This window comes from Geodermatophilus chilensis (genome assembly GCF_002802985.1).
Classification (GTDB): domain Bacteria; phylum Actinomycetota; class Actinomycetes; order Mycobacteriales; family Geodermatophilaceae; genus Geodermatophilus; species Geodermatophilus chilensis.
On the sequence record NZ_NVPT01000016.1, the window covers coordinates 15,263 to 37,733 of the forward strand.

Annotated in this window: 29 protein-coding genes and 1 other annotated feature; of the genes, 13 read left to right on the forward strand and 16 right to left on the reverse strand. The window is 73.4% G+C overall.

Features of this window, described 5'->3' with window-relative positions:
- The first annotated feature begins 377 nt into the window (after positions 1 to 377).
- On the forward strand, positions 378 to 1,169 hold the full coding sequence (locus tag CNO22_RS04355; RefSeq protein WP_198588096.1) for a ZIP family metal transporter: 792 nt from the start codon (positions 378 to 380) through the stop codon (positions 1,167 to 1,169).
- A gap of 626 nt (positions 1,170 to 1,795) precedes the next feature.
- Positions 1,796 to 1,981: a hypothetical protein gene (locus CNO22_RS28115; protein ID WP_198588097.1), complete on the forward strand. Its 186-nt coding sequence runs from the start codon at positions 1,796 to 1,798 to the stop codon at positions 1,979 to 1,981.
- Positions 1,982 to 2,624: 643 nt separating this feature from the next.
- Here CNO22_RS28115 and CNO22_RS30040 read toward each other — a convergent pair.
- From CNO22_RS30040 to CNO22_RS04405, 11 genes are all read right to left on the reverse strand, one after another.
- Positions 2,625 to 2,792, reverse strand: a complete 168-nt coding sequence (locus tag CNO22_RS30040; protein WP_408609688.1) for a DDE-type integrase/transposase/recombinase — start codon at positions 2,790 to 2,792, stop codon at positions 2,625 to 2,627.
- A gap of 39 nt (positions 2,793 to 2,831) precedes the next feature.
- Positions 2,832 to 3,221, reverse strand: a complete 390-nt coding sequence (locus CNO22_RS30045) for an IS3 family transposase (RefSeq protein WP_408609689.1) — start codon at positions 3,219 to 3,221, stop codon at positions 2,832 to 2,834.
- Positions 3,129 to 3,257 (reverse strand) — a sequence feature (AL1L pseudoknot). It overlaps the preceding gene by 93 nt.
- Positions 3,218 to 3,541 carry a transposase gene (locus CNO22_RS30050; protein ID WP_408609690.1) on the reverse strand — a complete coding sequence of 108 codons (324 nt, stop codon included), beginning with the start codon at positions 3,539 to 3,541 and terminating at the stop codon, positions 3,218 to 3,220. (Overlaps the previous feature by 40 nt.) The genes CNO22_RS30045 and CNO22_RS30050 overlap by 4 nt, the downstream gene beginning before the upstream one ends.
- Positions 3,542 to 3,865: 324 nt before the next feature.
- Positions 3,866 to 4,096 carry a hypothetical protein gene (locus tag CNO22_RS04370; protein ID WP_100498129.1) on the reverse strand — a complete coding sequence of 77 codons (231 nt, stop codon included), beginning with the start codon at positions 4,094 to 4,096 and terminating at the stop codon, positions 3,866 to 3,868.
- Positions 4,097 to 4,251: 155 nt separating this feature from the next.
- The gene (locus tag CNO22_RS04375) at positions 4,252 to 4,461 is read right to left on the reverse strand and encodes a hypothetical protein (RefSeq protein WP_100498130.1); all 210 of its coding nucleotides are present in this window, start codon (positions 4,459 to 4,461) and stop codon (positions 4,252 to 4,254) included.
- A 754-nt stretch (positions 4,462 to 5,215) separates the two neighbouring features.
- Complete coding sequence (gene hypF, locus CNO22_RS04380; RefSeq protein WP_100498131.1) at positions 5,216 to 7,546, reverse strand: carbamoyltransferase HypF; 2,331 nt, start codon at positions 7,544 to 7,546, stop codon at positions 5,216 to 5,218.
- A 23-nt stretch (positions 7,547 to 7,569) separates the two neighbouring features.
- Positions 7,570 to 8,625, reverse strand: coding sequence for a hydrogenase expression/formation protein HypE (hypE, locus tag CNO22_RS04385; protein WP_232806783.1), 1,056 nt, complete (start codon positions 8,623 to 8,625; stop codon positions 7,570 to 7,572).
- A 44-nt stretch (positions 8,626 to 8,669) separates the two neighbouring features.
- A complete protein-coding gene (gene hypD / locus CNO22_RS04390) occupies positions 8,670 to 9,809 on the reverse strand; it encodes a hydrogenase formation protein HypD (protein WP_100498133.1) in 1,140 nt (379 codons plus the stop codon).
- Entirely contained in the window at positions 9,806 to 10,462 is a 657-nt protein-coding gene (locus CNO22_RS04395; RefSeq protein WP_198588098.1) for a D-sedoheptulose-7-phosphate isomerase, read from the reverse strand. Before CNO22_RS04395 ends, hypD begins: the two co-directional genes overlap by 4 nt.
- Positions 10,459 to 11,175, reverse strand: a complete 717-nt coding sequence (locus CNO22_RS04400) for a HypC/HybG/HupF family hydrogenase formation chaperone (RefSeq protein WP_198588099.1) — start codon at positions 11,173 to 11,175, stop codon at positions 10,459 to 10,461. The genes CNO22_RS04395 and CNO22_RS04400 overlap by 4 nt, the downstream gene beginning before the upstream one ends.
- Entirely contained in the window at positions 11,172 to 11,492 is a 321-nt protein-coding gene (locus CNO22_RS04405) for a HypC/HybG/HupF family hydrogenase formation chaperone (protein WP_100498134.1), read from the reverse strand. The genes CNO22_RS04400 and CNO22_RS04405 overlap by 4 nt, the downstream gene beginning before the upstream one ends.
- Positions 11,493 to 11,597: 105 nt before the next feature.
- Here CNO22_RS04405 and CNO22_RS29615 point away from each other — a divergent pair, with 105 nt between their 5' ends.
- The 3 genes from CNO22_RS29615 to CNO22_RS04420 are packed head-to-tail and all read left to right on the forward strand — an operon-like array spanning position 11,598 to position 13,090.
- Complete coding sequence (locus CNO22_RS29615; protein WP_100498135.1) at positions 11,598 to 12,356, forward strand: nucleotide-binding protein; 759 nt, start codon at positions 11,598 to 11,600, stop codon at positions 12,354 to 12,356.
- The gene (locus CNO22_RS04415; protein WP_100498136.1) at positions 12,353 to 12,670 is read left to right on the forward strand and encodes a nucleotide-binding protein; all 318 of its coding nucleotides are present in this window, start codon (positions 12,353 to 12,355) and stop codon (positions 12,668 to 12,670) included. The genes CNO22_RS29615 and CNO22_RS04415 overlap by 4 nt, the downstream gene beginning before the upstream one ends.
- A 21-nt stretch (positions 12,671 to 12,691) precedes the next feature.
- Positions 12,692 to 13,090 (forward strand): ATP-binding protein, encoded by a 399-nt coding sequence (locus CNO22_RS04420; RefSeq protein ID WP_100498137.1) that lies wholly within the window; start codon positions 12,692 to 12,694, stop codon positions 13,088 to 13,090.
- A gap of 7 nt (positions 13,091 to 13,097) precedes the next feature.
- On the opposite strand, the gene CNO22_RS04425 is transcribed toward CNO22_RS04420, so the two are convergent.
- The gene (locus CNO22_RS04425) at positions 13,098 to 13,886 is read right to left on the reverse strand and encodes a nucleotide-binding protein (protein WP_100498138.1); all 789 of its coding nucleotides are present in this window, start codon (positions 13,884 to 13,886) and stop codon (positions 13,098 to 13,100) included.
- A gap of 124 nt (positions 13,887 to 14,010) precedes the next feature.
- Between CNO22_RS04425 and CNO22_RS04430 the strand changes: the two genes are divergently transcribed.
- Positions 14,011 to 14,559 (forward strand): NifU family protein, encoded by a 549-nt coding sequence (locus CNO22_RS04430; protein WP_100498139.1) that lies wholly within the window; start codon positions 14,011 to 14,013, stop codon positions 14,557 to 14,559.
- Between the two features lie 10 nt (positions 14,560 to 14,569).
- Here CNO22_RS04430 and CNO22_RS04435 read toward each other — a convergent pair whose 3' ends face one another.
- Positions 14,570 to 15,064: a hydrogenase maturation protease gene (locus CNO22_RS04435; RefSeq protein WP_157936796.1), complete on the reverse strand. Its 495-nt coding sequence runs from the start codon at positions 15,062 to 15,064 to the stop codon at positions 14,570 to 14,572.
- Positions 15,065 to 15,083: 19 nt separating this feature from the next.
- On the opposite strand from CNO22_RS04435, the gene CNO22_RS04440 reads away from it, so the two are divergent.
- The 6 genes from CNO22_RS04440 (at position 15,084) to CNO22_RS04465 (ending at position 18,125) form a co-directional block, all read left to right on the forward strand.
- Positions 15,084 to 16,322 (forward strand): tetratricopeptide repeat protein, encoded by a 1,239-nt coding sequence (locus CNO22_RS04440; RefSeq protein ID WP_100498141.1) that lies wholly within the window; start codon positions 15,084 to 15,086, stop codon positions 16,320 to 16,322.
- Complete coding sequence (locus CNO22_RS04445; RefSeq protein WP_100498142.1) at positions 16,319 to 17,065, forward strand: biotin--[acetyl-CoA-carboxylase] ligase; 747 nt, start codon at positions 16,319 to 16,321, stop codon at positions 17,063 to 17,065. Before CNO22_RS04440 ends, CNO22_RS04445 begins: the two co-directional genes overlap by 4 nt.
- A 133-nt stretch (positions 17,066 to 17,198) precedes the next feature.
- Positions 17,199 to 17,381, forward strand: a complete 183-nt coding sequence (locus tag CNO22_RS27465) for a hypothetical protein (RefSeq protein ID WP_157936797.1) — start codon at positions 17,199 to 17,201, stop codon at positions 17,379 to 17,381.
- Positions 17,378 to 17,635: a hypothetical protein gene (locus CNO22_RS04455; RefSeq protein ID WP_100498144.1), complete on the forward strand. Its 258-nt coding sequence runs from the start codon at positions 17,378 to 17,380 to the stop codon at positions 17,633 to 17,635. Before CNO22_RS27465 ends, CNO22_RS04455 begins: the two co-directional genes overlap by 4 nt.
- Positions 17,632 to 17,898 carry a hypothetical protein gene (locus tag CNO22_RS04460; RefSeq protein ID WP_157936798.1) on the forward strand — a complete coding sequence of 89 codons (267 nt, stop codon included), beginning with the start codon at positions 17,632 to 17,634 and terminating at the stop codon, positions 17,896 to 17,898. Before CNO22_RS04455 ends, CNO22_RS04460 begins: the two co-directional genes overlap by 4 nt.
- Positions 17,895 to 18,125, forward strand: a complete 231-nt coding sequence (locus tag CNO22_RS04465) for a hypothetical protein (RefSeq protein ID WP_100498146.1) — start codon at positions 17,895 to 17,897, stop codon at positions 18,123 to 18,125. The genes CNO22_RS04460 and CNO22_RS04465 overlap by 4 nt, the downstream gene beginning before the upstream one ends.
- 57 nt (positions 18,126 to 18,182) lie before the next feature.
- Here CNO22_RS04465 and CNO22_RS04470 read toward each other — a convergent pair whose 3' ends face one another.
- Positions 18,183 to 18,977 carry a hypothetical protein gene (locus CNO22_RS04470; protein ID WP_157936799.1) on the reverse strand — a complete coding sequence of 265 codons (795 nt, stop codon included), beginning with the start codon at positions 18,975 to 18,977 and terminating at the stop codon, positions 18,183 to 18,185.
- A gap of 142 nt (positions 18,978 to 19,119) precedes the next feature.
- Here CNO22_RS04470 and CNO22_RS04475 point away from each other — a divergent pair, with 142 nt between their 5' ends.
- Entirely contained in the window at positions 19,120 to 19,749 is a 630-nt protein-coding gene (locus tag CNO22_RS04475; protein ID WP_100498148.1) for a hypothetical protein, read from the forward strand.
- A 33-nt stretch (positions 19,750 to 19,782) separates the two neighbouring features.
- On the opposite strand, the gene CNO22_RS04480 is transcribed toward CNO22_RS04475, so the two are convergent.
- Both CNO22_RS04480 and CNO22_RS04485 read right to left on the reverse strand, forming a co-directional pair.
- Positions 19,783 to 20,538: a hypothetical protein gene (locus CNO22_RS04480; protein WP_100498149.1), complete on the reverse strand. Its 756-nt coding sequence runs from the start codon at positions 20,536 to 20,538 to the stop codon at positions 19,783 to 19,785.
- Positions 20,539 to 20,554: 16 nt separating this feature from the next.
- A complete protein-coding gene (locus CNO22_RS04485) occupies positions 20,555 to 22,456 on the reverse strand; it encodes a nickel-dependent hydrogenase large subunit (RefSeq protein ID WP_100498150.1) in 1,902 nt (633 codons plus the stop codon).
- Positions 22,457 to 22,471 lie beyond the last annotated feature (15 nt).

Below are 22,471 nucleotides of genomic sequence, written 5' to 3' on the forward strand. Positions count from 1 at the left end.
CGAGGCTGAAACCGAACAGTGTCATGGGGAGGTTCAGGCGGCGACAGCCGCGAGCTGGCGGGATGAGCGGATGGCCACCCCGAGGACGGCCAGGGCGGCGAGCACGGTGAAGGCGACCACGACCGGGGGCGTCTGCGGGGGAAGTCGGCCAGCGCCGGTAGGCGTCGGCCCAGTAGGCCGATGACGGCGGCCGTGGCGACGGCACCCCGGCGGTCCCGGCGCCCGACCCAGAAGAGGCGGCGCCCACAAGGGCGCCGGCAACCACGGCCAGGACCGCCCAGATGATGATCTGCGCGCTGTTCAGGGAGTACGGCATCGCGGGACAGTCACCGATCATCCTGAGGTAGTGGCCGCGGTCGCAGGGGTAAGCGGCCCCCGTGGGTGTGGCATTGCTCTTCGGCGCGGTCGCGTCGAGCGCCCTGCTCATCGGCGCCGGGATCGGACTGCGCGCCCGGCTGCCGGAACGCCTGCTGGCGGCACTGCTCGCCTTCGCCTCCGGTGCGCTCATCACCGCGCTGGCGTTCGAGCTGTTCGAGGACTCCTTCGAGCAGGGCGGCCTATGGCGCGCCGGTCTCGGCATGGTCGTCGGTGCCGTCGTCTTCACCACGCTCAGCGCCCTGCTGGACCGGTGGGCCGAGCCGGACGACGGCGGTTCCCCTGACGCCACGGAGGGCGGCAGCCCCAAACTGGACAAAGACGCCGCCGCCGCGGAGCGCCCGCCGACCGCCGCCTCGGCCAAGAGCACCGCGGGCCTCGCCCTGCTGGCGGCCGTCACCCTCGACGGTGTTCCGGAGAATGTCGCGCTGGGAGTCTCCCTCGGCGAGGGAACCGGCGGCCTCGCCCTGTTGGCGGCCATCTTCGTCTCCAACCTGCCCGAGGCGCTGGTCGGCAGCGCCTCGATGCGCGCACAGGGCCGCTCCCCCGCGTTTGTTCTGGGGACGTGGACGGCCGCCGGGGTCCTGCTCGCGCTCGCAGTCGCGGTGGGCGCCGGACCGCTGTCGGCCGCCGATCCGACGACGATCTCCCTACCGCTCGCGTTTGCCGCCGGCGCCGTGCTCGCGTCGCTGGCGGACACGCTCATGCCGGAGGCCTACGAGAAGGGCGGCCCGCTCGTGGCGCTGAGCACGACGGGCGGCTTCGTCCTGTCGTTTCTCCTGGCAACGCTGTAGGGCCCATCCCTCCCCCGCACCGCCCTTCGCACGTGGAGCCTGCTATAGCCGTCGGAGAAGAACGGCTCGTGTGGCCGACGAGGGCGCGGACGTCCCGGGCTCCCGCGGTCGTCGAGGTCCCCTCCACCGCGGACTTCGCCGCGACCAGGGCGGCCGCGGCCGACCCCGGTCGCGGCGCGCGGACGCGGCACAGGGTCCGCGTTGGGCACCGATCCCGCGGCCGCCGTGGCGGAGATCGCCGTACGCGTGCTTCGGCTCATCGACACCCCAGGACGGCACCGAGCTCGTGACAACGAGCTCGGGCGGCATGCGGCTCAGGGACTACCTGCCCACGTACGTTCAAGCAGGCCGCCCACACGGCGCCCCCCGCCACAGCCCTGAGGGTCGGTCACTTGTCAGGCTGGCGCATGAAATAGTTCGGCTGACGGTAGGCCTGCGGCACACCCGTGGTCAGTCGTCGGAGGACCAGCGCAGGGCGCGCCGCTCGTCTGGCGTGGTACGCCCCAGACGCCGAAGCGCTCATCGGCCGCCAAGACATAGGCAAGACACGCTCCGCGGCGGGGCACCGCCGGCAGGACATCACCGCTGCATCTGTCGCCCCACCTCTCTCAGAACAGTAGAGCCAGATGATCTTGCATGACGAGACCGTGGCCATGCTGGAACTCCAAGCCTTCGCCGACGAAGCGCCCGCCCGGGCCGCCGCACCTCAACGCCGAGCCGCCCGGCACCGCGCCTGGGCACAACGACTACGCCGACACATCCAGCAGGCGCTGCGACCCGAGACCATCAAGCCCGATCCCCCTTCGCACTGATACACGCGGCCGCCGCGTCGATCCATGGCTGGGCGACGTCTAGGCCCTCCGCCGTAGCCGCCGCACGCAGAGTCGACGCCGCGACCTCCACCGGCTGACCGGCCGCCCGATCACTGGCGAGCTCGAACACGGCAATGGCCTTCAAGCGTGCCTCCAGAGGCAGGTGCTCCAGGTGGCTCTTCCAGTCAGTCGAACCGGTCACCTGCCCTGCCATGCCCGATTGCGGAACCGCTCATGCCGATGAGCCCCAAGCAAGGGGCAACCCTGCGTTGCCACGTCCCCACGGGGGTTGAGTAGCCGAACCCAGTGGTCAAGCAGCCGGCCGCCGGGACCTCGGCTCGTCATCCCCGCCCTATGTGATACGGCGCTTGGCAGTGAACCGTCCCCGGTTCTGTAGCGGGGTGATTATGCCGGCAGCGGTTGCTGCTCGGCGGTGATGGAACGGTAGTACTCCTGCTCGACCTCGATTGGCGGCCTGTGGTCGAGGGCGCTGTGCAGGCGGGTGGTGTTGAACCAGTGCACCCAGGACAACGTGCCGAGCTCGAGTCGAGGCGACCGCGCCGGCATCGGTCAGGCGGGCCTGGTAGCGAATCGCTGTGTATTGACTACCGGCGTCGCTGTGTTGGATCACGCCAGTGACGTTTCACCTGCTCGTTCCCGGGGTCCACAGGGCCATCTTCAGTGCCTCCAGGGGCAGCTCGGTGGGCATCGCCGAGGAGGTGCGCCAGCCGACGATGCGACGGCTGAACGCGTCGGAGACGAAGGCGGTGAACGCCATGCCCGACCAGGTCGGCACGTAGGTGAAGTCCACCAGCCACAGGCGGTTGGGCGCCGGTGCGGTGAAGTCGCGCTACACCAGGTCTGGCGGCCGGGCCGCCGCCGCACCAGGCCGGGTGGTCCGGACGACCCGGCCACGGCGGGCTCCCTGCGGGACCTCAGCGCGCAAGAGCCGCTCCACCTGGCGGCGCGAGACCGGGCGGCCGGCCACGCCACCCTCGCCGCCCAGCTGGGCGTGCACCTTGCGCACGCCGTAGAGCCCCCGGCCGATCTCGCGGTCGCTGTGCACGGCACGGATCCGCTCGAGGACGACCGCATCCCGCTGCGCGCGGGCCGCAGACGGGCGGGTCTTGGCCGACCGGTAGGTGCTCGGGGCGATCTGCAGGCCGTGCTCGCGCAGGACCCGGCAGATCGGCTCGACCCCGAACTCCTCCTTGTGCTCGTCGATGTAGTCGACGATCACCGCTGTGGGCGGTCGAGCTCCGCCGCGAAGAAGGCCGACGCCGTCTTCAACATCGCGTTGGCCCGGCGCAGCTCGCGGACCTCCCGCTGCAGCTCGCGCAGCCGGGCCCGCTCGCCGATGGTCAGTCCCGGCTCGGCGCCGGCGTCGACGCGGGCCTGTTTGACCCAGTTCCGCAGCGTGTCCGGCTGGATGCCCAGCTGCTCACCGACCCGTCGGCAGGCGGAGTTCACGCTCAGCTTCTCCGGGCCGTCGACGAGGTCGCAGGCGAAACGGATCGACCGCTCACGCAGCTCGTCGGGGTACTTCCTCGGTGCAGGCACGATTCCACTCTCCCGTGGATTCGGACCCGCTACGAGACCGGGGACGGTTCACCCGCTAGCTACTCGACCAGCGCCGGAACCTGAGCCCTCGCCCCACACCGGGCGGGGGCGCTGCCACATCCAACACCCCGGTCTTGTGCGGACCGGCGTGTGCCGGGGTGCGCGGGGGAGACCATGGGGCCGCCATGCTCTCTTCGGGCCGCGAACTGTCGGCCCGCGGTGGTGTGCTGGGCGCCATGAGCGACGAACCGGAGCTTGGACGTGCGCCCCGGCCACAGAGCGCCCCCGGCGGGCTCCCTTGACCGCCGGGGGCGCTGGCCTCGATCAGGCCGAGTGCAGCCCGACGACGACGTCGCTGTCGTTGCCCTTGCCGGCCGGATGCGCCTCCATCCCGCTGAGGAGCCGCACCGTCTGCCAGCGCCCAGGCGCCCATGCTCGCGTCAGGACGCCCTCCAGGGAGAGTGCGACCAGCGCGCCGCCCTCGGTGGCCAGGATGCCCGCCTCGATCCGCTCCTCCGTGCCGTCCGCCGCCTGGACCAGCCACACACCCGGCATGCTGTGCTCCCCCTCCAGGCGCCGCGACTCAGCGCCGTACCCGAACACAACGGGGCTGGATGCGAGGCGGCAACTTGAGCTGGGCGCGGCATAACCCCCGGTTACCGGAACAGTATCGTGCGGCATCGAGCTGCGGCGGAGGTTCACCGTGCGGCTCAGAACTGGGAGTGCTGCTCCGGCCCGCCCCGCATGTACTGATACAAGCGGTCGGCCAGTGGCCAACCCTGATCGGCGCGGCGCCGCAGCACCGTCGGTTCGCGCTCGGTGGCCAGCTTGGCACGCTGCTCCAGCATCAAGGCCGTCTCGCGATGCAGCGCGATCTCCTGGACCAGCTCGTCTGTCTCCCGGTTGCTCAGCGGCGACACGCCAGCTGAGAGCCTGCCACGACCCTTGGCTGGAGCCATCCAAGAATCGTTAGGCCACAACTACCACCTGGGGCTACAGCGGATCCCCGAAACCCAGTCGCCTGCGTTCCACGAGTCGTGCATGCGGAGCCCATGTCGGCGCGGTCGAGAGAGCCGCCCGCGACCGGCTCAGGCTTCCGGCCGCTGAGCCCAGGGGTCGGGGCCGCCTTTACAGACGCTGAGCCCGGCGAGAGTGTCGGCCCGCGGTGGTCGACTGGCCGCCGGAGTCGGCATCTCGCTGACCGTCGTTCCCGAGCACGCGCGGCAGGGTCATGCTTGTGGCGGCCGCCACTGTCACGAGCAGTGACGCGTTCACGACCGCCCATGATCGCTTGTCCCCAGACGTCGGCCGCGAGTCCACAGCGGTTCACTCCAGCCCGTCTACGCAGCTCAGACGGGATACGGAACGAGCGCACACATGGACGAAGGCCGGGGCACGGACCGAAATGGTCAAAATGGGTGGTCAAGCAGTTCCGTTCCGAGCGCGTCCTTCGGGGAGTGGCGGGCCCTACACGATCGTCCGCCCGGGATCGTTCGACGCCGTCCCACCCGACGACGACCGCCTGAGGTGGTCTGCAGGACACGCCCGGTCGCGAGTCACGATGTCGGGAAGACACGGCGCCAGTTCTTGCCCTGCCCATCGGTCGAGGCGGAGGTCAGCCTGCACTGCTTACCAGGCTGGTGTCCCACCGGCGGTGGCCGTCTGGCCGTGGGGTCATGAGGACGGCGACCGTGATCGAGTCGTCGACTTGGCGAGTGGCTCGCCGCAGATCGTTTCCGGGGCGGTCCCCGGCTCGCGCAGGAGGGCAGCTGCTACGGCCGCCTGACCCGCACTGAGGGCGCCGTCATTGCACGGCAGCTCCTCGTGGAGGAGCACGTGCAGGCCGGCGCGGCGGAGGTGCTCGGTCAGCAGCTCGGTCAGGTAGGCGTTCTGGAACACCCCTCCGGTCAGCGCGACGGTGTCGACCCCGTGCGCGCCGGCCAGCCCACAGGCCAGTTGGGCGGCCGACGCGGCGAGACCGGCGTGAAAGCCGGCGGCGATCCGCGCCGGCGGGAGGCCGCGCGCCCGGTCGGCGACGACCTGGCCGAGCAGAGGGCCGGGGTCCAGCACACCGTCGACGAGCGCCATGGGATAGACCGGAGCCCGGGCCCCGTCGACCGTGCACGCCAGCGCTTCGAGCTCTACGGCGGCCTGCCCCTCGTAGCTGACCCGCGATCGGACGCCGAGGAGGGCGGCCACCGCGTCGAACAGCCGCCCCACGCTGGAGGTCTCCGGCGAGCGGCCCGAGCGCACGAGGGAGAGCACGGCCGCCCACCGCGGGTCCAGGGCCGGGCCGAGCCCCGCCGCCACGTCCTCTCCGAGCGCCCGGTGCAGCCACGACAGCGCGGTGCGCCACGGCTCCCGGACGGCGGCGTCCCCACCCGGCAGGGCCGCGGAGGTCAGGTGCCCGACGCGCCGGAAGCCGGTGAGGTCGGCGAGCAGGAACTCCCCACCCCACAGGGTGCCGTCGGTACCCAGGCCCAGTCCGTCGAAGGCGATGCCGAGCACGGGCTCGGTCCGGCCGTGCTCGACCAGGCAGGAGGCGACGTGCGCGTGGTGGTGCTGCACCCCGACCAGCGGCAGCCCCGAGTCACGAGCCCAGGCGGTCGATCGGTAGTCCGGGTGCAGGTCGTGGGCGACCGCGGCGGGCCGGACCCGGGCCAGCCCGGTCAGGTGCTCGATCGCCTGCTCGAAGGCCACGGACGTCGCCCAGTGCTGCAGGTCGCCGAGATGCTGGCTGAGCACCAGCGCGCGGCCCCGGGCCAGCGCCACGGTGTTCTTCAGCTGCGCGCCGACGGCCAGCACCGGCCGGTCGGCGTCGACGGGCAGCCGCACCGGCTGCGGCACCCACCCCCGGGCACGCCGCAGCACCTGCAGCCGGCCCCCGGCCGCGCGGACCACGGAGTCGTCGGCACGGACGGCGATCGGGCGGTCGTGACCGAGGACGCCGTCGACGAGCGGCCCCAGGCGGTCCCGGGCCTCGTCGTCGTCGCAGGCGACGGGCTCGTCGCTGAGGTTGCCGCTGGTCATGACCAGTGGCCGGTCGAGGGCCGCGAGCAGGAGGACGTGCACCGGACTGGGCGGCAGCATCACGCCCAGCTCGGGGAGGCCGGGGGCGACCTCGTCCGCGACGGCGGCACCGGCCCGGCGCGGGGCCAGGACCACCGGCCGCCGGGGCGAGGCCAGCATCGCGCGGGCCACCGGGTCGAGCAGACACAGCGCATCGGCGGCGGCCGGGTCGCGCACCATGACGGCGAAGGGCTTGTCGGGACGCTGTTTGCGGGCACGGAGCCCGGCCACCGCCGCCGGCAGGGTGGCATCGCAGGCGAGGTGGTAGCCGCCGACCGACTTGACCGCGATCGTCCCGCCTCCGGACAGGCAGGCCACGGCGGCCGCGAGCGCTCCCGGACCGCTGACCGGCTCGCCCTGCGCGGTCCACGTCAGGCGGGGGCCGCACTCGGGGCAGGCGTTCGGCTGGGCGTGGAACCGGCGGTCGGACGGGTCGTCGTACTCCGACTGGCACGCCGGGCACATGGCGTAGCCGGCCATGGTGGTGGCCGGGCGGTCGTAGGGCACCGCCCGGACGATCGTGTAGCGGGGGCCGCAGTCGGTGCAGTTGGTGAACGGGTACCCGAAGCGTCGGTCACGCGGGTCGGACAGCTCGGCGAGACACGCGTCGCACGGGGCGACGTCCGCGCTGACCCGCAGGTCGGGATCAGCACCGGGCGTGCTGGCCACGATCCGGAAGCCGGTGCCACCGGCCGGAGCCACGGACTCCACCTCGACCGTCTCGACGGCGGCCAGGGGCGGAGGCCGCTCGCGCACGGTGCGGACCAGCTCGTCGAGGGTCGGTTCGGAACCCTCGACCTCGAGGACGACGTCGCCGCCCTCGTTCGCGGCCCAGCCGGTGAGGCCGAGTTCGGTGGCCCGCCGGTGGAGGAAGGGACGGAACCCGACGCCCTGCACGGTGCCCCGGACACGGATGCGGCGCCGCGCCACGGTCATCGCCGGACGCCTCGGCGAGCGCGTCAGCAGATCCGGGGCAGCGGATCGCCGACCAGCATGTCGACGATCCGGCTGCCCCCGAACGAGGTCTCCAGCAGCACGATGCGCTCCGGCTCGGCGGCGACGCGCCCGATCACGGCGGCGTCCGCTCCCAGGGGATGCGCCCGCAGCGCCGCCAGCGCCGGAGCGGCCTCCTCCGGCGGGACGACGGCGACGAGCTTGCCCTCGTTGGCGACGTAGAGCGGGTCGATGCCCAGCAGGTCGCAGGCTCCACCGACCGGACGGCGGACGGGCAATGACGACTCCTGGAGCACGACGGCCACCTCCGCCTGCGCCGCGAGCTCGTTGCAGACGGTGCCCACCCCACCGCGGGTGGGGTCGCGCAGCCACCGCGTGCCCGGCGCGGCGGCGAGGAGGACCTCCACGAGGTCGGCCAGCGGTGCGGTGTCCGAGACGACGTCGGCCTCGAGGTCCAGGTCGCCGCGGGCGAGCAGCACCGCCACGCCGTGGTCGGCCAGGGTGCCGCTCACCAGCACCACGTCCCCCGGCCGGACCCGATCGGCGCCCAGCCGCCGCCCGGCGGGGACCAGGCCCACCCCGGCCGTGGTGATGAAGACGCCGTCCGCCGCCCCGGTGTCGACGACCTTGGTGTCCCCGGTGACGACCGTGACGCCGGCCGCGGCTGCGGCCTCGGCCATGTCCGCGGCGAGCGCGGCCAGCTCCGCCACCGGGAAGCCCTCCTCGATCACGAACGCTGCCGACAGCCAGGCCGGCCGCGCCCCGCACATCGCCAGGTCGTTGACCGTCCCGTGGACGGCCAGCGAGCCGATCGACCCGCCGGGGAACCGGTGCGGACGCACCACGTAGGAGTCGGTGGCGAAGGCGAGCTGGTGGCCCGAGGGCAGGGGCAGCAGCGCTCCGTCGCCGAGGGGCTCCAGGGCCTCGTTGCGGAACGCCTCGAGGAAGACCGCGTCGACCAGGGCGGCCGAGGCCTTGCCCCCGGCGCCGTGGGCCAGCGTCACGACCTCGTCGGTGAGCCGCGGCCGCCGGCGCCGGAAGGCCTCGATGCGCTCGAGCACCAGCTCCTGGCGTCCCTCCGGCGTGAGGGGCCGCCCGCGCCCGTTCACGAGGAGGCCGCCGCGAGGCCGGCCGCGGTGCGGTGCAGGCGACCGAAGGTGTAGTACGCCGCGCACGCGCCCTCGGACGACACCATGCATGTCCCGATAGGTGTCTCCGGGGTGCAGGCGGTGCCGAACACCTTGCACTCCCAGGGCTTGATCGCGCCCTTGAGCACCTCGCCGCACTGGCACGCCTTGGGGTCGGCGACGCGGATCCCGGGCAGCTCGAAGCGCCGCTCGGCGTCCCAGTCGGCGAACTCCTCCGACAGGGCGAGCGCGCTCTGCGCGATGAAGCCGAGCCCCCGCCACTCGAAGTGCGGTCGCAGCCGGAAGACCCGTTGCAGCATGGCCAGCGCGATCGGGTTGCCCTCGTCGCGGACGACGCGGGTGTACTGGTTCTGCACCTCGCACCGGCCCTGGGCGTACTGCTCGAGCAGCATGACGATCGACTGCAGGATGTCCAACGGCTCGAACCCCGCCGTCACCAGCGGCTTGCCGTAGCGGCGAGCCACGAACTCGTAGGGGCGGTTGCCGATCACCGTGCTGACGTGCCCCGGGCCGAGGAAGCCGTCGAGCCGCAGGTCCGGGGACTCCAGGATCGCCTTGAGCGGCGGGACGATCGTCACGTGGTTGGAGAAGACGCTGAAGTTCCGGACGCCGGTCTCCTGCGCCCGCAGCAGCGTCACCGCGGTCGACGGCGCCGTCGTCTCGAACCCGACGGCGAAGAAGACCACCTGACGGTCGGGGCTCGCCTCGGCGATCCTCAGCGCGTCCAGCGGCGAGTACACCATCCGGACGTCGGCGCCGCGGGCCTTGGCCTCCAGCAGGCTGCCCGCGCTGCCGGGCACCCGCATCATGTCGCCGAAGGAGGTGAAGACGACGCCGGGCTGCTCGGCCAGCGCGATGGCGTCGTCGACCCGCCCCATCGGGATGACGCACACGGGGCAGCCCGGCCCGTGCACCAGCTCGACCGTCTCGGGCAGCAGCTGCTCGATGCCGTGCCGGTAGATGGTGTGCGTGTGGCCGCCGCAGACCTCCATGAAGGCGTACGGCACGCCGTCGCGGCCGGCCTCGGCGAGCTCGGTGATCCGGCGCACCGCCACCCGCGCCGCTGCCGGATCGCGGTACTCGTCGACGAACCTCACGGGGCTCCCTCCCGCTCGAACTCGTGCTGCACCCGCTGCCACAGGGCGTGGGCCAGCGCCGACTGCGCCTCCTGGGTGCGGTGGACGCTCTGGCCCTCGACGGCCAGGCAGTGGTCGAGGTCCGGGCAGGTCGCCATGGCGCCCCCGCCGTAGCCGGCCAGCCCGACGGTCAGCAGTCCCCGCCGGCGGCCCTCCGCGAAGGCCTTCAGCACGTTGGTCGAACCCCCGCTGGTCGACAGGCCGACGGCGATGTCGCCGGGGCGGCCGTGCGCGATCAGCTGCCGGGAGAAGACCACGTCGACGCCCACGTCGTTGGCCAGCGCGGTCAGGACGGCGGTGTCGGCCACCAGGGAGCGCGCCGGCAGCGGACGTCCGGCCACCGGCGAGGCGAACAGCGCGGCCAGGCCGGCGGCGTCGGTGGCCGAGCCGCCGTTGCCGAAGGTGAGCAGGCGCCCGCCGGACCGGAACGCGGCGGCCATGGCGGTCGCGACCCGGTCGAGGTCGTCCGCGAGACCGGCGATGCTCGTCCTGCGCAGTCGGACGCTCTCGGCGGCCTTGGCCTCGGCGGAGGAGGCCAGGTCCGCGAGGAGCGCCGACGCGTCGGTCTCCTCCGACTCGAGGAACGGGTAGAGGAAGCTGCCGCCGCCGGTCACGATGCCGGGTCCAGTCGGGTGATCGCCATGCCGGCGTGCACGACCAGCAGGTCGTGCACCTCCACGGTCCCGACGAGGGCGAGATCCACGCGTTCGGCCCGCTGGCCGGCCCGGACCACTGCGGAGACGCCGTCCACCTCGATCACCTCGGCCAGCCGGCCCTCGTCGGAGCAGGTGGTGCAGACCGGCCCCTCGCAGGCGGCGTCCGGCTGCAGCAGCCCGGGGTGCTCGAGCCACACGTGCGCCAGTTCCCAGAGCAGGTGGTAGAGCAGGATGAAGCCCCCGTCGTGCTCCGCGGCCTCGTCGGGCAGCCACAGCACGTGGTCGGCGACCCCGGCGGCCGGCCGCTCGCCGCCGCCGATCCACACCGAGGTGACCCCCCAGGCCGGCGTGCGGCGGACCAGGTCGAGCACGCCGGCCGAGCCGGCCGGTCCGATGGCCACCAGGACGTCACCCGGTCGTGCGTTGGCGCGGGCGGACGCCGTCAGGTCGTGCGGTGGCAGCGCCACCGCGGCCAGCGCCGGCTTGCCGACGATCACCGGATGGACGAACTCCACCGCGACGTGCTGGGCGTGGTGGGGCGACGCCGGGGAGGCGCACCACATGGTCCCTCCCGCGGCCAACCGCCGGGCCAGCACCCGCGATGCCGAGGCCAGGTCCTCGGCCAGACCCGGAGGCAGCCCCGTCCCTGCGGGCACGCGGGTGGTGGTCACGACCGGCTCGCCTGCGCTCCCGCCCGGTCGACGTCGAGCCCCTCGACGCGTGCCGAGTAGTCCGACAGCTCCTGCTCGTACATGTCACCGAGCCGCTTGAGGGCGTCGAGGGTCTCGCGTGCCTCGTCCTCGTCGATGCGCGCCATGGCGAAGCCGACGTGCACGAGCACCCAGTCGCCGACCCGGGCGCCGTCCGGACCGTCGAGGCCGATCAGGGCCACCGAGACCTCCCGGCGGACACCGTCGACGTCCACCTTCGCCCGCAGCGCGGCGGGATCGCTGATCGCCACGATCTGGCCGGGAATGCCAAGGCACATGGGTGAGCCCCCTGAGTGTCGGGTGACCTCCGTCACTGTAGGGCGTGGACTAGATGTGCGGAACCAGTAGCGGAGGACGCGCGGTCCCCGCCTACAGTCCCGCCCATGCGGGTGGCCTTCGTGGGCAAGGGCGGAGCCGGCAAGTCGTCGCTGGCCGGGACGTTCGCGCGCGTGCTCGCCGCCGCCGGCGAGCAGGTGCTGGTCCTGGACTCCGACCCCATGCCCGGCCTGGCGCTGTCCCTCGGTGTCCCCTCGGTCGACACCGGGCTGCCCGACGACGCGGTCGAGGAGTACCAGGAGGGCGGCCGCCGCCGGTACCGCCTGCGCTCCGGGCTGACCGGGCAGGGGGCCGTCGAGCAGTACGCCGTCGCAGGGCCGGACGGAGTGCGCTTCCTGCAGCTAGGCAAGGCGCGCGGCCCCCGGTGGGACAACAGCCGCCCGCACTGGGCCTTCCAGCGCGTGCTGGACGACCTGCCCGGGGACGACTGGAGCATCGTCGGCGACCTGCCCGGGGGCACCCGCCAGCCGTTCATGACCTGGGGGCGTTACGCACGGACGTACCTGGTGGTCGTCGAACCCACCCCGGCGTCCCTGCTCTCCGGGCGGCGCCTGGCCCGACTGGCCGCGAGCCGCGGCACACCGCAGGTCCTGGCGGTCGCCAACAAGATGCGGCAGCCCGACGATCCGGACCGGGTGGCGGCCGGGACCGGACTGGACGTCCTGGGCGCCGTTCCGTTCGACCCCGCCGTGGCCGAGGCCGACCGGCAGGGCCGGGCGCTCCTGGACGCCGAGCCCGCCGCGCCGGCCGTCGCCGCAGTACGGTCCCTCGTGGAGGCCCTGCGCAGCCGGGAGGCACCGTCGTGAAGATCGCTGTGGTCGGCAAGGGCGGGTCCGGGAAGACCACCACGGCGGCGGTCCTCGCCCGCACCTACGCCCGACGGGGGCACGAGACCCTCGCTCTGGACTGCGACACCAACCCCAACCTCGGCATCTCGCTGGGCCTCGGCGAGGACGCGACCGAAGCCCTGGTCACCGTCCGCGACGCCCTCGACGCGGGTGAGGAGGAGCACGCGTCGAGCGCGGACGACCTGGTCGAGCGCTTCGGTGCGACCGCTCCCGACGGCGTCCGCCTCGCGGTCGTCTCGGCGATCCAGAACCCCGAACCGGGCTGCCCGTAGTGCGGCATCTCACCTGAGCAGTTGCTCGGGCAGCTGGAACGTCCCGGTCGCGCCGTCATCGCCGACTTCGAGGCCGGCCTCGGCACGGTGCTGCGGATGGACGGCCGGCCGGTCGACGTGGTCGTCGTGGTCGTCGAGCCCACGGCCAAGTCGCTGGAGGTCGGCCGCCGTGCGGCCGACGCCGTCCGCGAGGGCGGCCTGGGCCGCGTCGTGGTCACGGCCAACCGGGTCCGCGACGACGACGACGTCGCCCGGGTCCGCGCGGCCTTCCCAGGGCTCGACCCGGTCCTGGTGCCGGACGAGCCGGCGATCGTGGCCGCGGAACGGCGCGGCGAGGCGCCGCTGGACGCGGCTGCCGACTCCCCCGGGGTGCGGGCCCTGGTGCAGCTGGCCGAGAGCCTGCTCCCCGGCCGCGGCTGAGGTACAGCTAGCCGAGCCCGGCGGGGTCGGCGGCGTCGACGGCGTCGAGCACGTCGTCGAGCGCGGTTCGGACCGCCGGAGAGGGCGTCAGGGCGCCGGTCGTGCCGGCGCGGTCGGCCTGGGCGACCTGCTCCTCGTAGGGGAGGACACCGGCGACCGCCAGCCCCTCCTCCGCCAGCGCACCCCGGAGGTACTCCTCGTCCTCCGGGGTGCGCGCCTTGTTGCCCACGGCCAGCACCTGCGGGATCCCGAGCTCGGCCGCCAGTGCCGCCGTCCGCGCCGCCGTGAGCACGGACTTGCGAGTGGGTTCACAGACCACGAGCAGGAGGTCGGCGTGCGCCAGCGTCCCGCCGGACCGGCTCAGGTGCTCCAGCCCCGCCTCCATGTCCACCAGCGTCAGGTCGACGTCGGCGAGGGCGTCGGCGAGCAGGCTGCGAACCGTGGCGTGCCCACCACAGGTGCACCCGGCGCCCGCTTCGGCGACCCTGATCGCCGAGATCAACGTGGGCCCGGCCGGTGTCGGCCGTCCGTACTGCTCGACCAGGTCCGCCGCCGCGAGGCCTCCTCCTCTGCCGACCACGACGCTGCGCGGCAGGACCGGAACGGCCTCGGTCTCGGCCAGCGACAGTCCGAGGGACAGTCCCAGGTTGGGGTTGGAGTCGGTGTCGACGGCCACGACCGTGCGGCCACGTTCGGACCAGGCCCGGGCCAGCAGGCCGGCGATGGTCGTCTTGCCGACTCCGCCCTTCCCCACCACGCCGACCTTGAGGGCGGTCGGACGTGCCACGGTCCTCATCGCGTCCTCCTCGCGGCATGCAGTCGGTAGTGGTGCAGGTCACCTACCAGGGGCAGACTGCCACCACGCTGCCGAACCGTCGACAGGCAGGAGGGCTGCACGGTGACCAGGGTGCGGACCGCTCGTGGCTGAGGAGACCCCGACGGACCGGACGCTGGCCGAACTCGGGCCGCTGCTCGACCGGCTCGAGGACTTGCTGTGCGAGGTGGACGAGTTCGACGACGCGGCACGGAGCCGGGTGTTCGAGCTGCTCGACGGCGTCGATGCGCTCCACCGGCTGGCGGTGACCCGGCTGGCCGATGCGCTCGGCGCGGACACCGACAGGCTGCGGTCGAGCGATCCAGCGGTCGCCTGGCTGTTCGAGGCCTACGGCGTGGGTGTCGACGACGTCGCGGCCGCCTCGGCGGCGCTCGACCCGGTCCGCCCGTACATCACCGAGCACGGCGGGGACGTCGAGGTGCTCGCCGTTCAGCGCGGGGTGGTCCGCGTGCGGCTGAGCGGCACCTGCTCGGGCTGCACCTCGGCCGCCCAGACCCTCCGGTACGGGGTGGAGGACGCCCTGCGGGAGAACCTGCCCGGCTTCGTCGCGATGGAGGTCGCACCCGACAGCGGCGCCGCCCCCCACCCGCCGCCCGGCCCGGTGCTGCTGCAGATCCAGCCGCGACCGGCGTGACCGTGGCTCGTCAGCCTCCGCTCACGACGTGCTCCGCCAGCAGCCGGCCGACCTCCGCAACGGCCACGTCCACGGCTCGCGCGGTGGCCGCGGACAGCCCCTGCCCGACCCGGTCGGTGTCGGTTGTCTGCACGCCCACCACGAGCGTGGTCTCCGGCAGCACGCCGAGGGCCCGCGCCACCATCAGCGCTTTCTCCGGGGTCGCCAGGTGCATGTCCGCCAGTTCGTCGCGCCGCCGGTCGGGCGACAGGGCCGCGACGTCTAGCACGTCCGGGCGCTGGACCACCACCGTGCCAGCCGGCCGGCCGAGGTCGACGGCATCGACCACGATCAGCACCTCGGCCCCCGGCATCAGCTCCTGCACCAGGTGGATGCCCCCGATGCCGACCTCGAGCACGCTGACCCCGGCGGGCAGGCCCACCGCCAGGAGGCGTTCGGCCACCGCACTGCCGAACCCGTCGTCCCCCCGCAGCACGTTGCCGAAGCAGGCGACGATCGCGGCCACGGCAGCAGGGTAGGCGGCCATGACGGCAGCCCAGCCGGATCCGCTCGCCGCACGGCTCGACCGCTATCCGGTCACCCGGTATCCGGTACAGCACGCCACGACGCAGTTCCACCTCGGTGCCTCGCGGCTGGCGGCCGGGGACCCGACCGCCGCCCTCGATGCGCTGACCGTGGCCCGGCGCGTCTTCGGCGAGGCGAGCCTGCGCCTGGAGGAGGCCAAGGCCACCACCATGCTCGGCATCGCGCTGCGGGAGTCCGGCCGGCCGGCGGAGGCCGCGACGGCGTTCCGCGCGGCGGCGGAGTCGTTCGCGGAGCTGGGCCAGCCGGTCGAGCAGGCCGCAGCCTCCTACAATCTGGGGCTGGTCCTGCGCGACGGTGGGGACGTCGCCGCAGCCCAGGCCGCCTGGTCGACCGCGCGGGAGGCCTTCCGCGCCAGCGGGCAGCCGGCCCAGGCGGCGGCCTGCGCCCGCGAGCACGGCGCGTGTCTGCTCACGGCCGGCGACCCCGAGGCCGCGCAACCGCTGCTCGAGGAGGCGGCCGTCCTCGCCGAGCGGGCGGGCGACCTGCCTGGGCTCGGAGCCGCTCTCAACGCGCTGGGGCTGGCGTTGCTGGCGACTGACCGGCCCGCCGAGGCCGCGGAGACGTTCCGCCGGGCGCTCGGCGCCTCCCCCCGCACGGTCCGCCCGGCCGAGTACGCCATGGCCAAGGCCAACCTGGCGCTGGCCGCTGCTCGCGCCGGGCAGGACGCGCGTGCCCGGCTCGCCGCCCGGCAGTCGCTGGCCGTGCCCGCGGCCGCCGCACCCGTCCGGGCCCAGGCCCGCCAGGTGCTGGCCCAGCTGCCGCCCCCACCGGGGAACGACCTGCTGGACGTGCTCGACGAGGAGCCGCCCGACCGGTGGACCGCCACGGTCCGCGAGGAGGTGCTGCGACTGGTCGAGGCACCGGCTCCCGAGCGTCGAGCCGCCGTGGCCGGCTTCCTCGAGGGTGCGCTCGCCCGTCCGGGGACGGCTCACGCGCTGGTCCAGAGCTTCCTGCACGTGCTCCTCGAGCTCCCGCCGTCGGGGTACGACCCGATGGTGCAGGCCGTGGTCGGAGCCGCGGTCGCCGGTGGGCCCGAGGCCTCGCCGCGGAACCGCGACGCGCTGCGCCGGGTGATGCGCTCGGCCATGGCCAGGTTCCCCGTCCCGCAGTGGGACCGGCTCGCCGCGAGCTTCGACGCGGTGGCGGCCGAGAGCGGTGCGCCGCTCGGTTGGCGATGAGCGCAGACCTGGCCGCCGAGGAACTGACGCGCCTGCTCGGCACGCGCCCGTTCCGCTCCTACCCGGCGCTGCTGTTCACCGAGCCGGCGGCGATGGCCTGGGCCCGAACCGGAGCACCGGCCGGTGCGGTGGTCGTCGCCGACTACCAGGCCTCGCCGCGGGGCCGTGGCGGCTGGCCGTGGCAGGTGCGTCCCGGGCACGGACTCGGTTTCTCCCTGGTCCTGCGCCCGGACCTGCCGCCGGAACGGGAGGGCTGGCTCTACGTCGTCGCCTCCGTCGCACTGGCCGACGAACTGGGCGACGTCCGGTTCGCGTGGCCGGACACCGTCACAGCTCCGGACGGCGGCACCGTTCTCGTTCGGCTCGGCGCCTTCGTGCAACTGGGGCCGCAGCGCACCGAGTGGGCGGTGGCCACGGTGCTCGTCGAGGACGCCGCCCCACCGCGAGGCCGGCTGCTCGCCCGGCTCGCCGCGGCCGTCGAGCAACGACTGACCCAACCGCCCGCCGCGGTGCTCGAGGCCTACGCGCCGCGGTGCCTGACCCTCGGCCGGTTCGTCCGGGCGCGCATGATCCCGCTGGGACCGGGCGGACCCGCGGTCGTCGGTGAGGCGGTCGACGTCCTTGCCGACGGTGCCCTGGTCCTGCGCACGGCCCGGGGCAACCGCGTCGCCGTCCGCCCACCCAACCTCGGCCTGCTCGAACCGGCCGAACCGCCCGACGAGGGGAAGCAGGAGGGCATGTAGGTGTTCCTGACATGTAGTAGCGTCCGGCCGCGTGATGCTGGTCACACCAGGCGCCTCGGCACCGTCGGTCCGGTCCGCGCTCAGCAGCGCCTCCGTGCGATGGAAGGTCGGCTGGTGCGTGGGCGGAGCGGTCGTGGTCGTCAGCGCCGGGCTGCTGCTGACGATCATCGGGTACGCCCGGCGCATCGCGCGGCAGGCCGACGAGATCACCGCAGCGCTCGAAGCGGCCCGCGCCAACACCGCCCCCCTGTTCGACCTCGTGCGCACCAACGGTCACCTCGATCGCATCGCCGCGCCGTCGCAGGAGCGTCGGTGAGGCGCGCCGAGCGCCTGGCCGCCGTCGTCGGGCTGGGTGCGGGGGCCGCGGTCGTGGGCGTGGCCGGTCTGCTGTTGCACCGCACGCTGGCCGTGGCCCAGGAGATCGGGCGGTACGCCGGGGACATCGCGACGGCGGCCTCGGCGCTGCGCGACAACACCGACCTGGCGGGGCACCTGACGACCCTGGGGGCGGGGGCGGCCCGTCTCCGTGCTGCCGCGGACGGTTCACCGGCGGAGGGGGCGGTTCGATGACACACGCAGACCCCAACCAGGTGCGGTGGCTGGTCACGCTGGCAGGCGGAGGGGTCGCCGTCCTCGCCGTCGCCGGCCTGCTCGAGACACTGCGTCGGAGCGTCGCCGACGTCGACGCGGCGGTCGACCGGGTCTGGACGGCGGGGAAGCTGGTAGCGCAGAACACCCAGGCGGGGCACCTGCTCCGGGAGACGACGGCGCGGACCGCGGCACTACATGGGGCGCTCGGCGCACCCGACGGGTCGAAGGAGCGTGCTCGGTGAGAAGAGGCCTGATCGCACTCACCCTCGGCGAGGTCGCCGTCCTGGTCGGCGCGCTGGCCGGCTACCTCGTCGCCATCACACGGACACTGCGCCAGGTCTCGCAGACGCTGGCCCGGATCACGATGGGGGTACGCGCCATCGAACGCCAGACAGAACCGATCGGACCCGCGCTCCAGGCGGTCAACGCCGACCTCGACGCGGTGGCCTCTGCGCTCGAGCGCGGCTGATTCGCCGGCGCCGAGGTCCGGTTCCGGAGCTGTGCGGAAGACAGCCCGCCCGGAGGGTCAGGAGCCGGCCTGCTCCAGTGCCTCGGTCGGCACCGTGTAGCTGCCGCTCATCGTGAACTGCACGTCGCGGAACTCACCGAGCTCCGCACACCCCTCCGGGGCGAAGCAGAAGAAGTACCCGGCGATGGCGCCCTCGCCGCGCAACTGTTCGTACGGCCCGGTCCCGCCGACGATCTCGAGGGAGCCCTGCCAGACGACCGTCTCGTCCGTCGCCTCCACCGCCTGCGCCGTCCACTCGAAGCGGATGCGGTCCTTCTGGGGATCCGGCACCGGATCGGGATCCGGCGTCACCCCCGGCCGCAGCTGGCAGACGGTGAGCTCCAGTGCGCCTTCCAGCTGCATCGCACCGTCGTCCCCCTCGCTGACCTCGAACTCGAGGGGGTGAGCGCGGGTCGACGCCGGGACGCGGCTGCCCGGCACCAGCGCGTTGAACGTCGGGAGGTCGCCGGAGATGTTGTTGACCGGCGCGTTCCCGGTGCAGGGGATGGCGGCGTACCGGTACGGACCCTCGCCCTGCGCGGTGCCGTCCCAGGGGTTGGGCTGCTGTTCCCCGACGTCGGCGCCCGCGTACGGCGTCGTGTGGGCCATCTCGACCAGGCTGAACGACCCGCGGATCTGGTCCTCGCCCTGCCGCAGGACCGGGTCGCCCGCCCCGGTGCTCGGCGAGGTGCTCTCCGAATCGCTCGGAGCCGGCTCAGCGCCTCCCCCCTCGGCTGCCGGATCACCGCTGCAGGCGCCGAGGAGCAGGGCCGACGCCACCGCGAGGACTGCGGACGAGGATGTGTGGGACATGCTTCCCCTCCCGGGAAACGGCGGGCTCCACCCTGGCCGGAGTCAACCAGCGCGGAGCGATCGGCGCATCTCCCGACGACGGTTGACGGCACCCCGCGGCGGTGACACCGTCAGCCGGGACACCGGCGTCGGTGGAGGTGCGATGGTGCGCGGCATCGTGATCGGGCTCTGTAGCACGCTGTTCCTGGTCGTCACCGCGACGGGCGCACTCGCCTGCGACACCAGCTCCTGGCTCCAGGTGCGCGGCACGGCCGCCCCGGGCGCCGCCGTGACGGTCTACGGGGGCGGTCTCGAACCGGGCCCGATGACGCTGGTCTGGGACCGTTCCGGTGGCGAGGTCGTCGGTGCTGCCTCCGTCTCGCCGGACGGCCGCGTGGAGGCCGACGTCGAGATCCCCGCCACCGCCGCCGGACGGCACACGATCATCGCGGTGCCCGCCGCTGCGGCCGAGTCGCCGGTCGACCTGCACGCCTGGACCGACGTGATCGTCCCCGGGGGCGCCGTCGAGCCACAGCCGGTACCGGTGCCGGTGCCGGCGGGCCGGGCCACCGCGGAGTCCTCGCTGGCGGGCCAGGTCGGGCTCGGGCTCGCCGCCCTCACGATCGCCGTTCTGGTCCTGGCTGTCCGGCGCCGGCGCGCCGCCGGTCGCGCTGCGGCGGCAGGCATCGGCGGAGTCGATGCCCTCGACGCCGAGCTGCGCGGCCTGCTCGACGAACAGCAGCGCGACCCCTCCTCCGCCACCGGCACACCCGGCTCGCCGGTCAGCCGCTGATCGCCACGGGCCGACGGATCGAGCGCCCCCCGATCAGGGCACGGGACGAGCCTCCAACGCCTCCAGGCGGTCGAGTTCCTCGATGAGTGCCCACCACAGGCCCCAGTCGCGGTGGTCCATGCCCTCGCTGCTCGCCCCGGCCGCGATCCCGAGCCTCAGCCGGTCGCGCAGCCGGAAGGTCGCCCCCCAGCGGCCGTCCCGGTCCAGGCGGACGAGTTCGTCGAGCAGTGCGTGCAGCGCACGGAGGGACGCCGAGTCCCCCAGCCGGTAGCCCTCCAGCAGTGTCCGCAGCTCGTCGGCGAGCCGGAGCAGGGGAGCCCGCCGCACCTCGTCCCGCACGATCGCGAGGGCCGCGCCGAGACCGGCGGCGGCCGACGGGCTCAGCCCCTCCCCCGGATCGACCTCCTCCGGCTCCACCTCCACCGTCACCGTCCGGCCCGGGAGCACCCGCAAGCCGGCGGCCACGTCGACGACGAGGTCGACGTGCACGTAGCCCACGACGGCGTTCCCGACCGCCGCCTGCAGGTCGTCCGGTGCCAGCTGTGGCGGGTCGATGCGCCGACGCTCGACCGTTCCGGGCGCCCGTCCGCGTCGCACAGCGGCCACGAGCACGAGCGAGTCGGGCCGCAGGTCCTCCAGCCGCTGCGCGACGGCCACCGCGCCGTAGTGCAGGTCCTCGACGAGGACGTCCGGGCCCAGGCCCTCGGCGGCGAGCCGCTCCGCGGCGAGCCGGCCGAGGTCGAGATCGCCCTGGAACAGCTCGCTCACCCCGCCGACGAGGACGGTCATCGGTGCCGAGCGGTCCTCAGTCGCCGCCGCAGGAGCAGGTGTTGACCTCGCGGACCACCTCGCCGGCACCGGTGTGCACGTGCGTGGTGCACGGCATGCACGGATCGAAGCTGCGGATGGCCCGGAGCATGTCGATGCTGGTGAAGGACGACGGGTCGGACATCTCCTCGATGATGGGGGTGTTCATCACCGCCTCCTCGTACGGGCCGGGCTGACCCCAGGGGTCGCGCGGTGACGCGTTGATCGTCGACGGGGTGCAGATCTGGTAGTTGGTGATCTTGCCCTTGTCCATGACGAGGTGGTGGGTGAGCCAGCCCCGGCCGGCCCCCCACCACCCGACACTCACCCGTTCGTCGTCCGGGATGGCGTTCTCCAGCTCCTCGGGTGTCATGGCGGCGACCCGGCGTTCGCCCTGCTTGTGCATGTCGTAGGCCTGCAGCAGGCTCTCCAGCGCCACGAGCTGGCTGAACAGGTAGTGGTAGGCGCGGCCGCGGTTGCGCTCGAAGGCGTTCCACTTCTCGGGTACGCGCCACTCCACCTCGCGCTCGCCGGTCTCCCCCTTCGGCACCAGGAAACGCATGCCGGAGCCGGTGGCGGTCATGAACTCGCTCTCGGGCATCTTCTGCGCCTTGGCGGTCATGAGCAGGCGGGAGTAGCAGCCGGCCTCCACGACCTGGCGGTCCCAGCGCGGGGTGCACGCCCAGGTGTACTTGTCCTTCCAGTTCTTGGCGCCGGGCTTGGGCAGCGTCCGCTTGTTCCAGGGGTGGTAGGGCGACAGCGGGTTGCCGAGCGAGTCGGTGGCGAAGCGGGTGGTCGAGGACTCCTCGTAGTAGGAGTGCTCGACGAACTCCTCCCACCCGATGTTGATGTCGGTGAGCCGGGTGGTCAGCAGCTCGCCACCGATCACGACGCCGGGCGTCGACCAGCGCTTCTCCCCCCAGGAGTTGCAATTCTCGTAGGTCGCGTCGTAGGCGTGGGGGTCGTCCCAGTAGCCCGGGTCGATGTGGTTGGTCGGGCGGTAGCCGGTCAGCTGGAAACGGTCGTCGGCCTCGTAGAAGAAGGCGGGGATGTCGTCCCAGACCGCCATCATCCGCTGCGCGTAGTCGAAGATCTTGCCGAGTCTCGAGTGGTACTCGTTCAGCGTCTGCAAGGTCAGCGTGGTCGACACGCCCCCGGGCACGACGTTCTCCGGATGCGGGTACTTGCCGGTGAGCAGGACGACCATCTCCCGCGAGAGCCGGGTGAACTCCAGGCCCTCGCGGTACAGCTTGCCGGTCAGCGGGTTGAGCGCCGTCATGAGGTCGGCCATGGTGGCGAATCCGTGGATGTGCACGTTCGGGCACTTCCACGCCTCGGCCTTCGGCCACAGCTCGGGATTGGTGGTCCTGACCACCGACTCGGAGTAGTCGGGACCGGCGAGCAGGTAGAGGTGCAGCGGGTTGTCGTACCCCATCTCCGCGGCCTCGGTCATGTTGCGGACGACGGTGCCGAGGGGCGGCGGCTTGATGCCCATCGCGGACTCGATGGCGTAGGCCGCCGCGTGCGCGTGCACGCCGCCGCAGACGCCGCAGGCACGCGACGCCACGAAGATCGCGTCCCGCGGGTCCCGGCCCATGAGGATCACCTCGTAGCCGCGGAACAGGGTCGCCACGGCGTGCGAGTCCAGGTACGCACGGTTCTCCAGGTCGGCCGTCACGTGCACGGCCATGGCCCCGGCGATGCGGGTGACCGGGTCCATGTTGAGGTCCTTGACGTGCCCGTTGCGGGCCACCAGACGCGCGATCCGCGCGGTGCGCTCCTCCTCGGTCATCCCGACGTCCGGCTTGGTCAGGGTGACGTCGTAGGGGTTGGGGATCCCGCCGCGCAGGGTGGCCCGCCCGCGCTCGTCGAACTCGACGGGCAGCGTCTTGAAGCACATGGGGACTCCTCGATC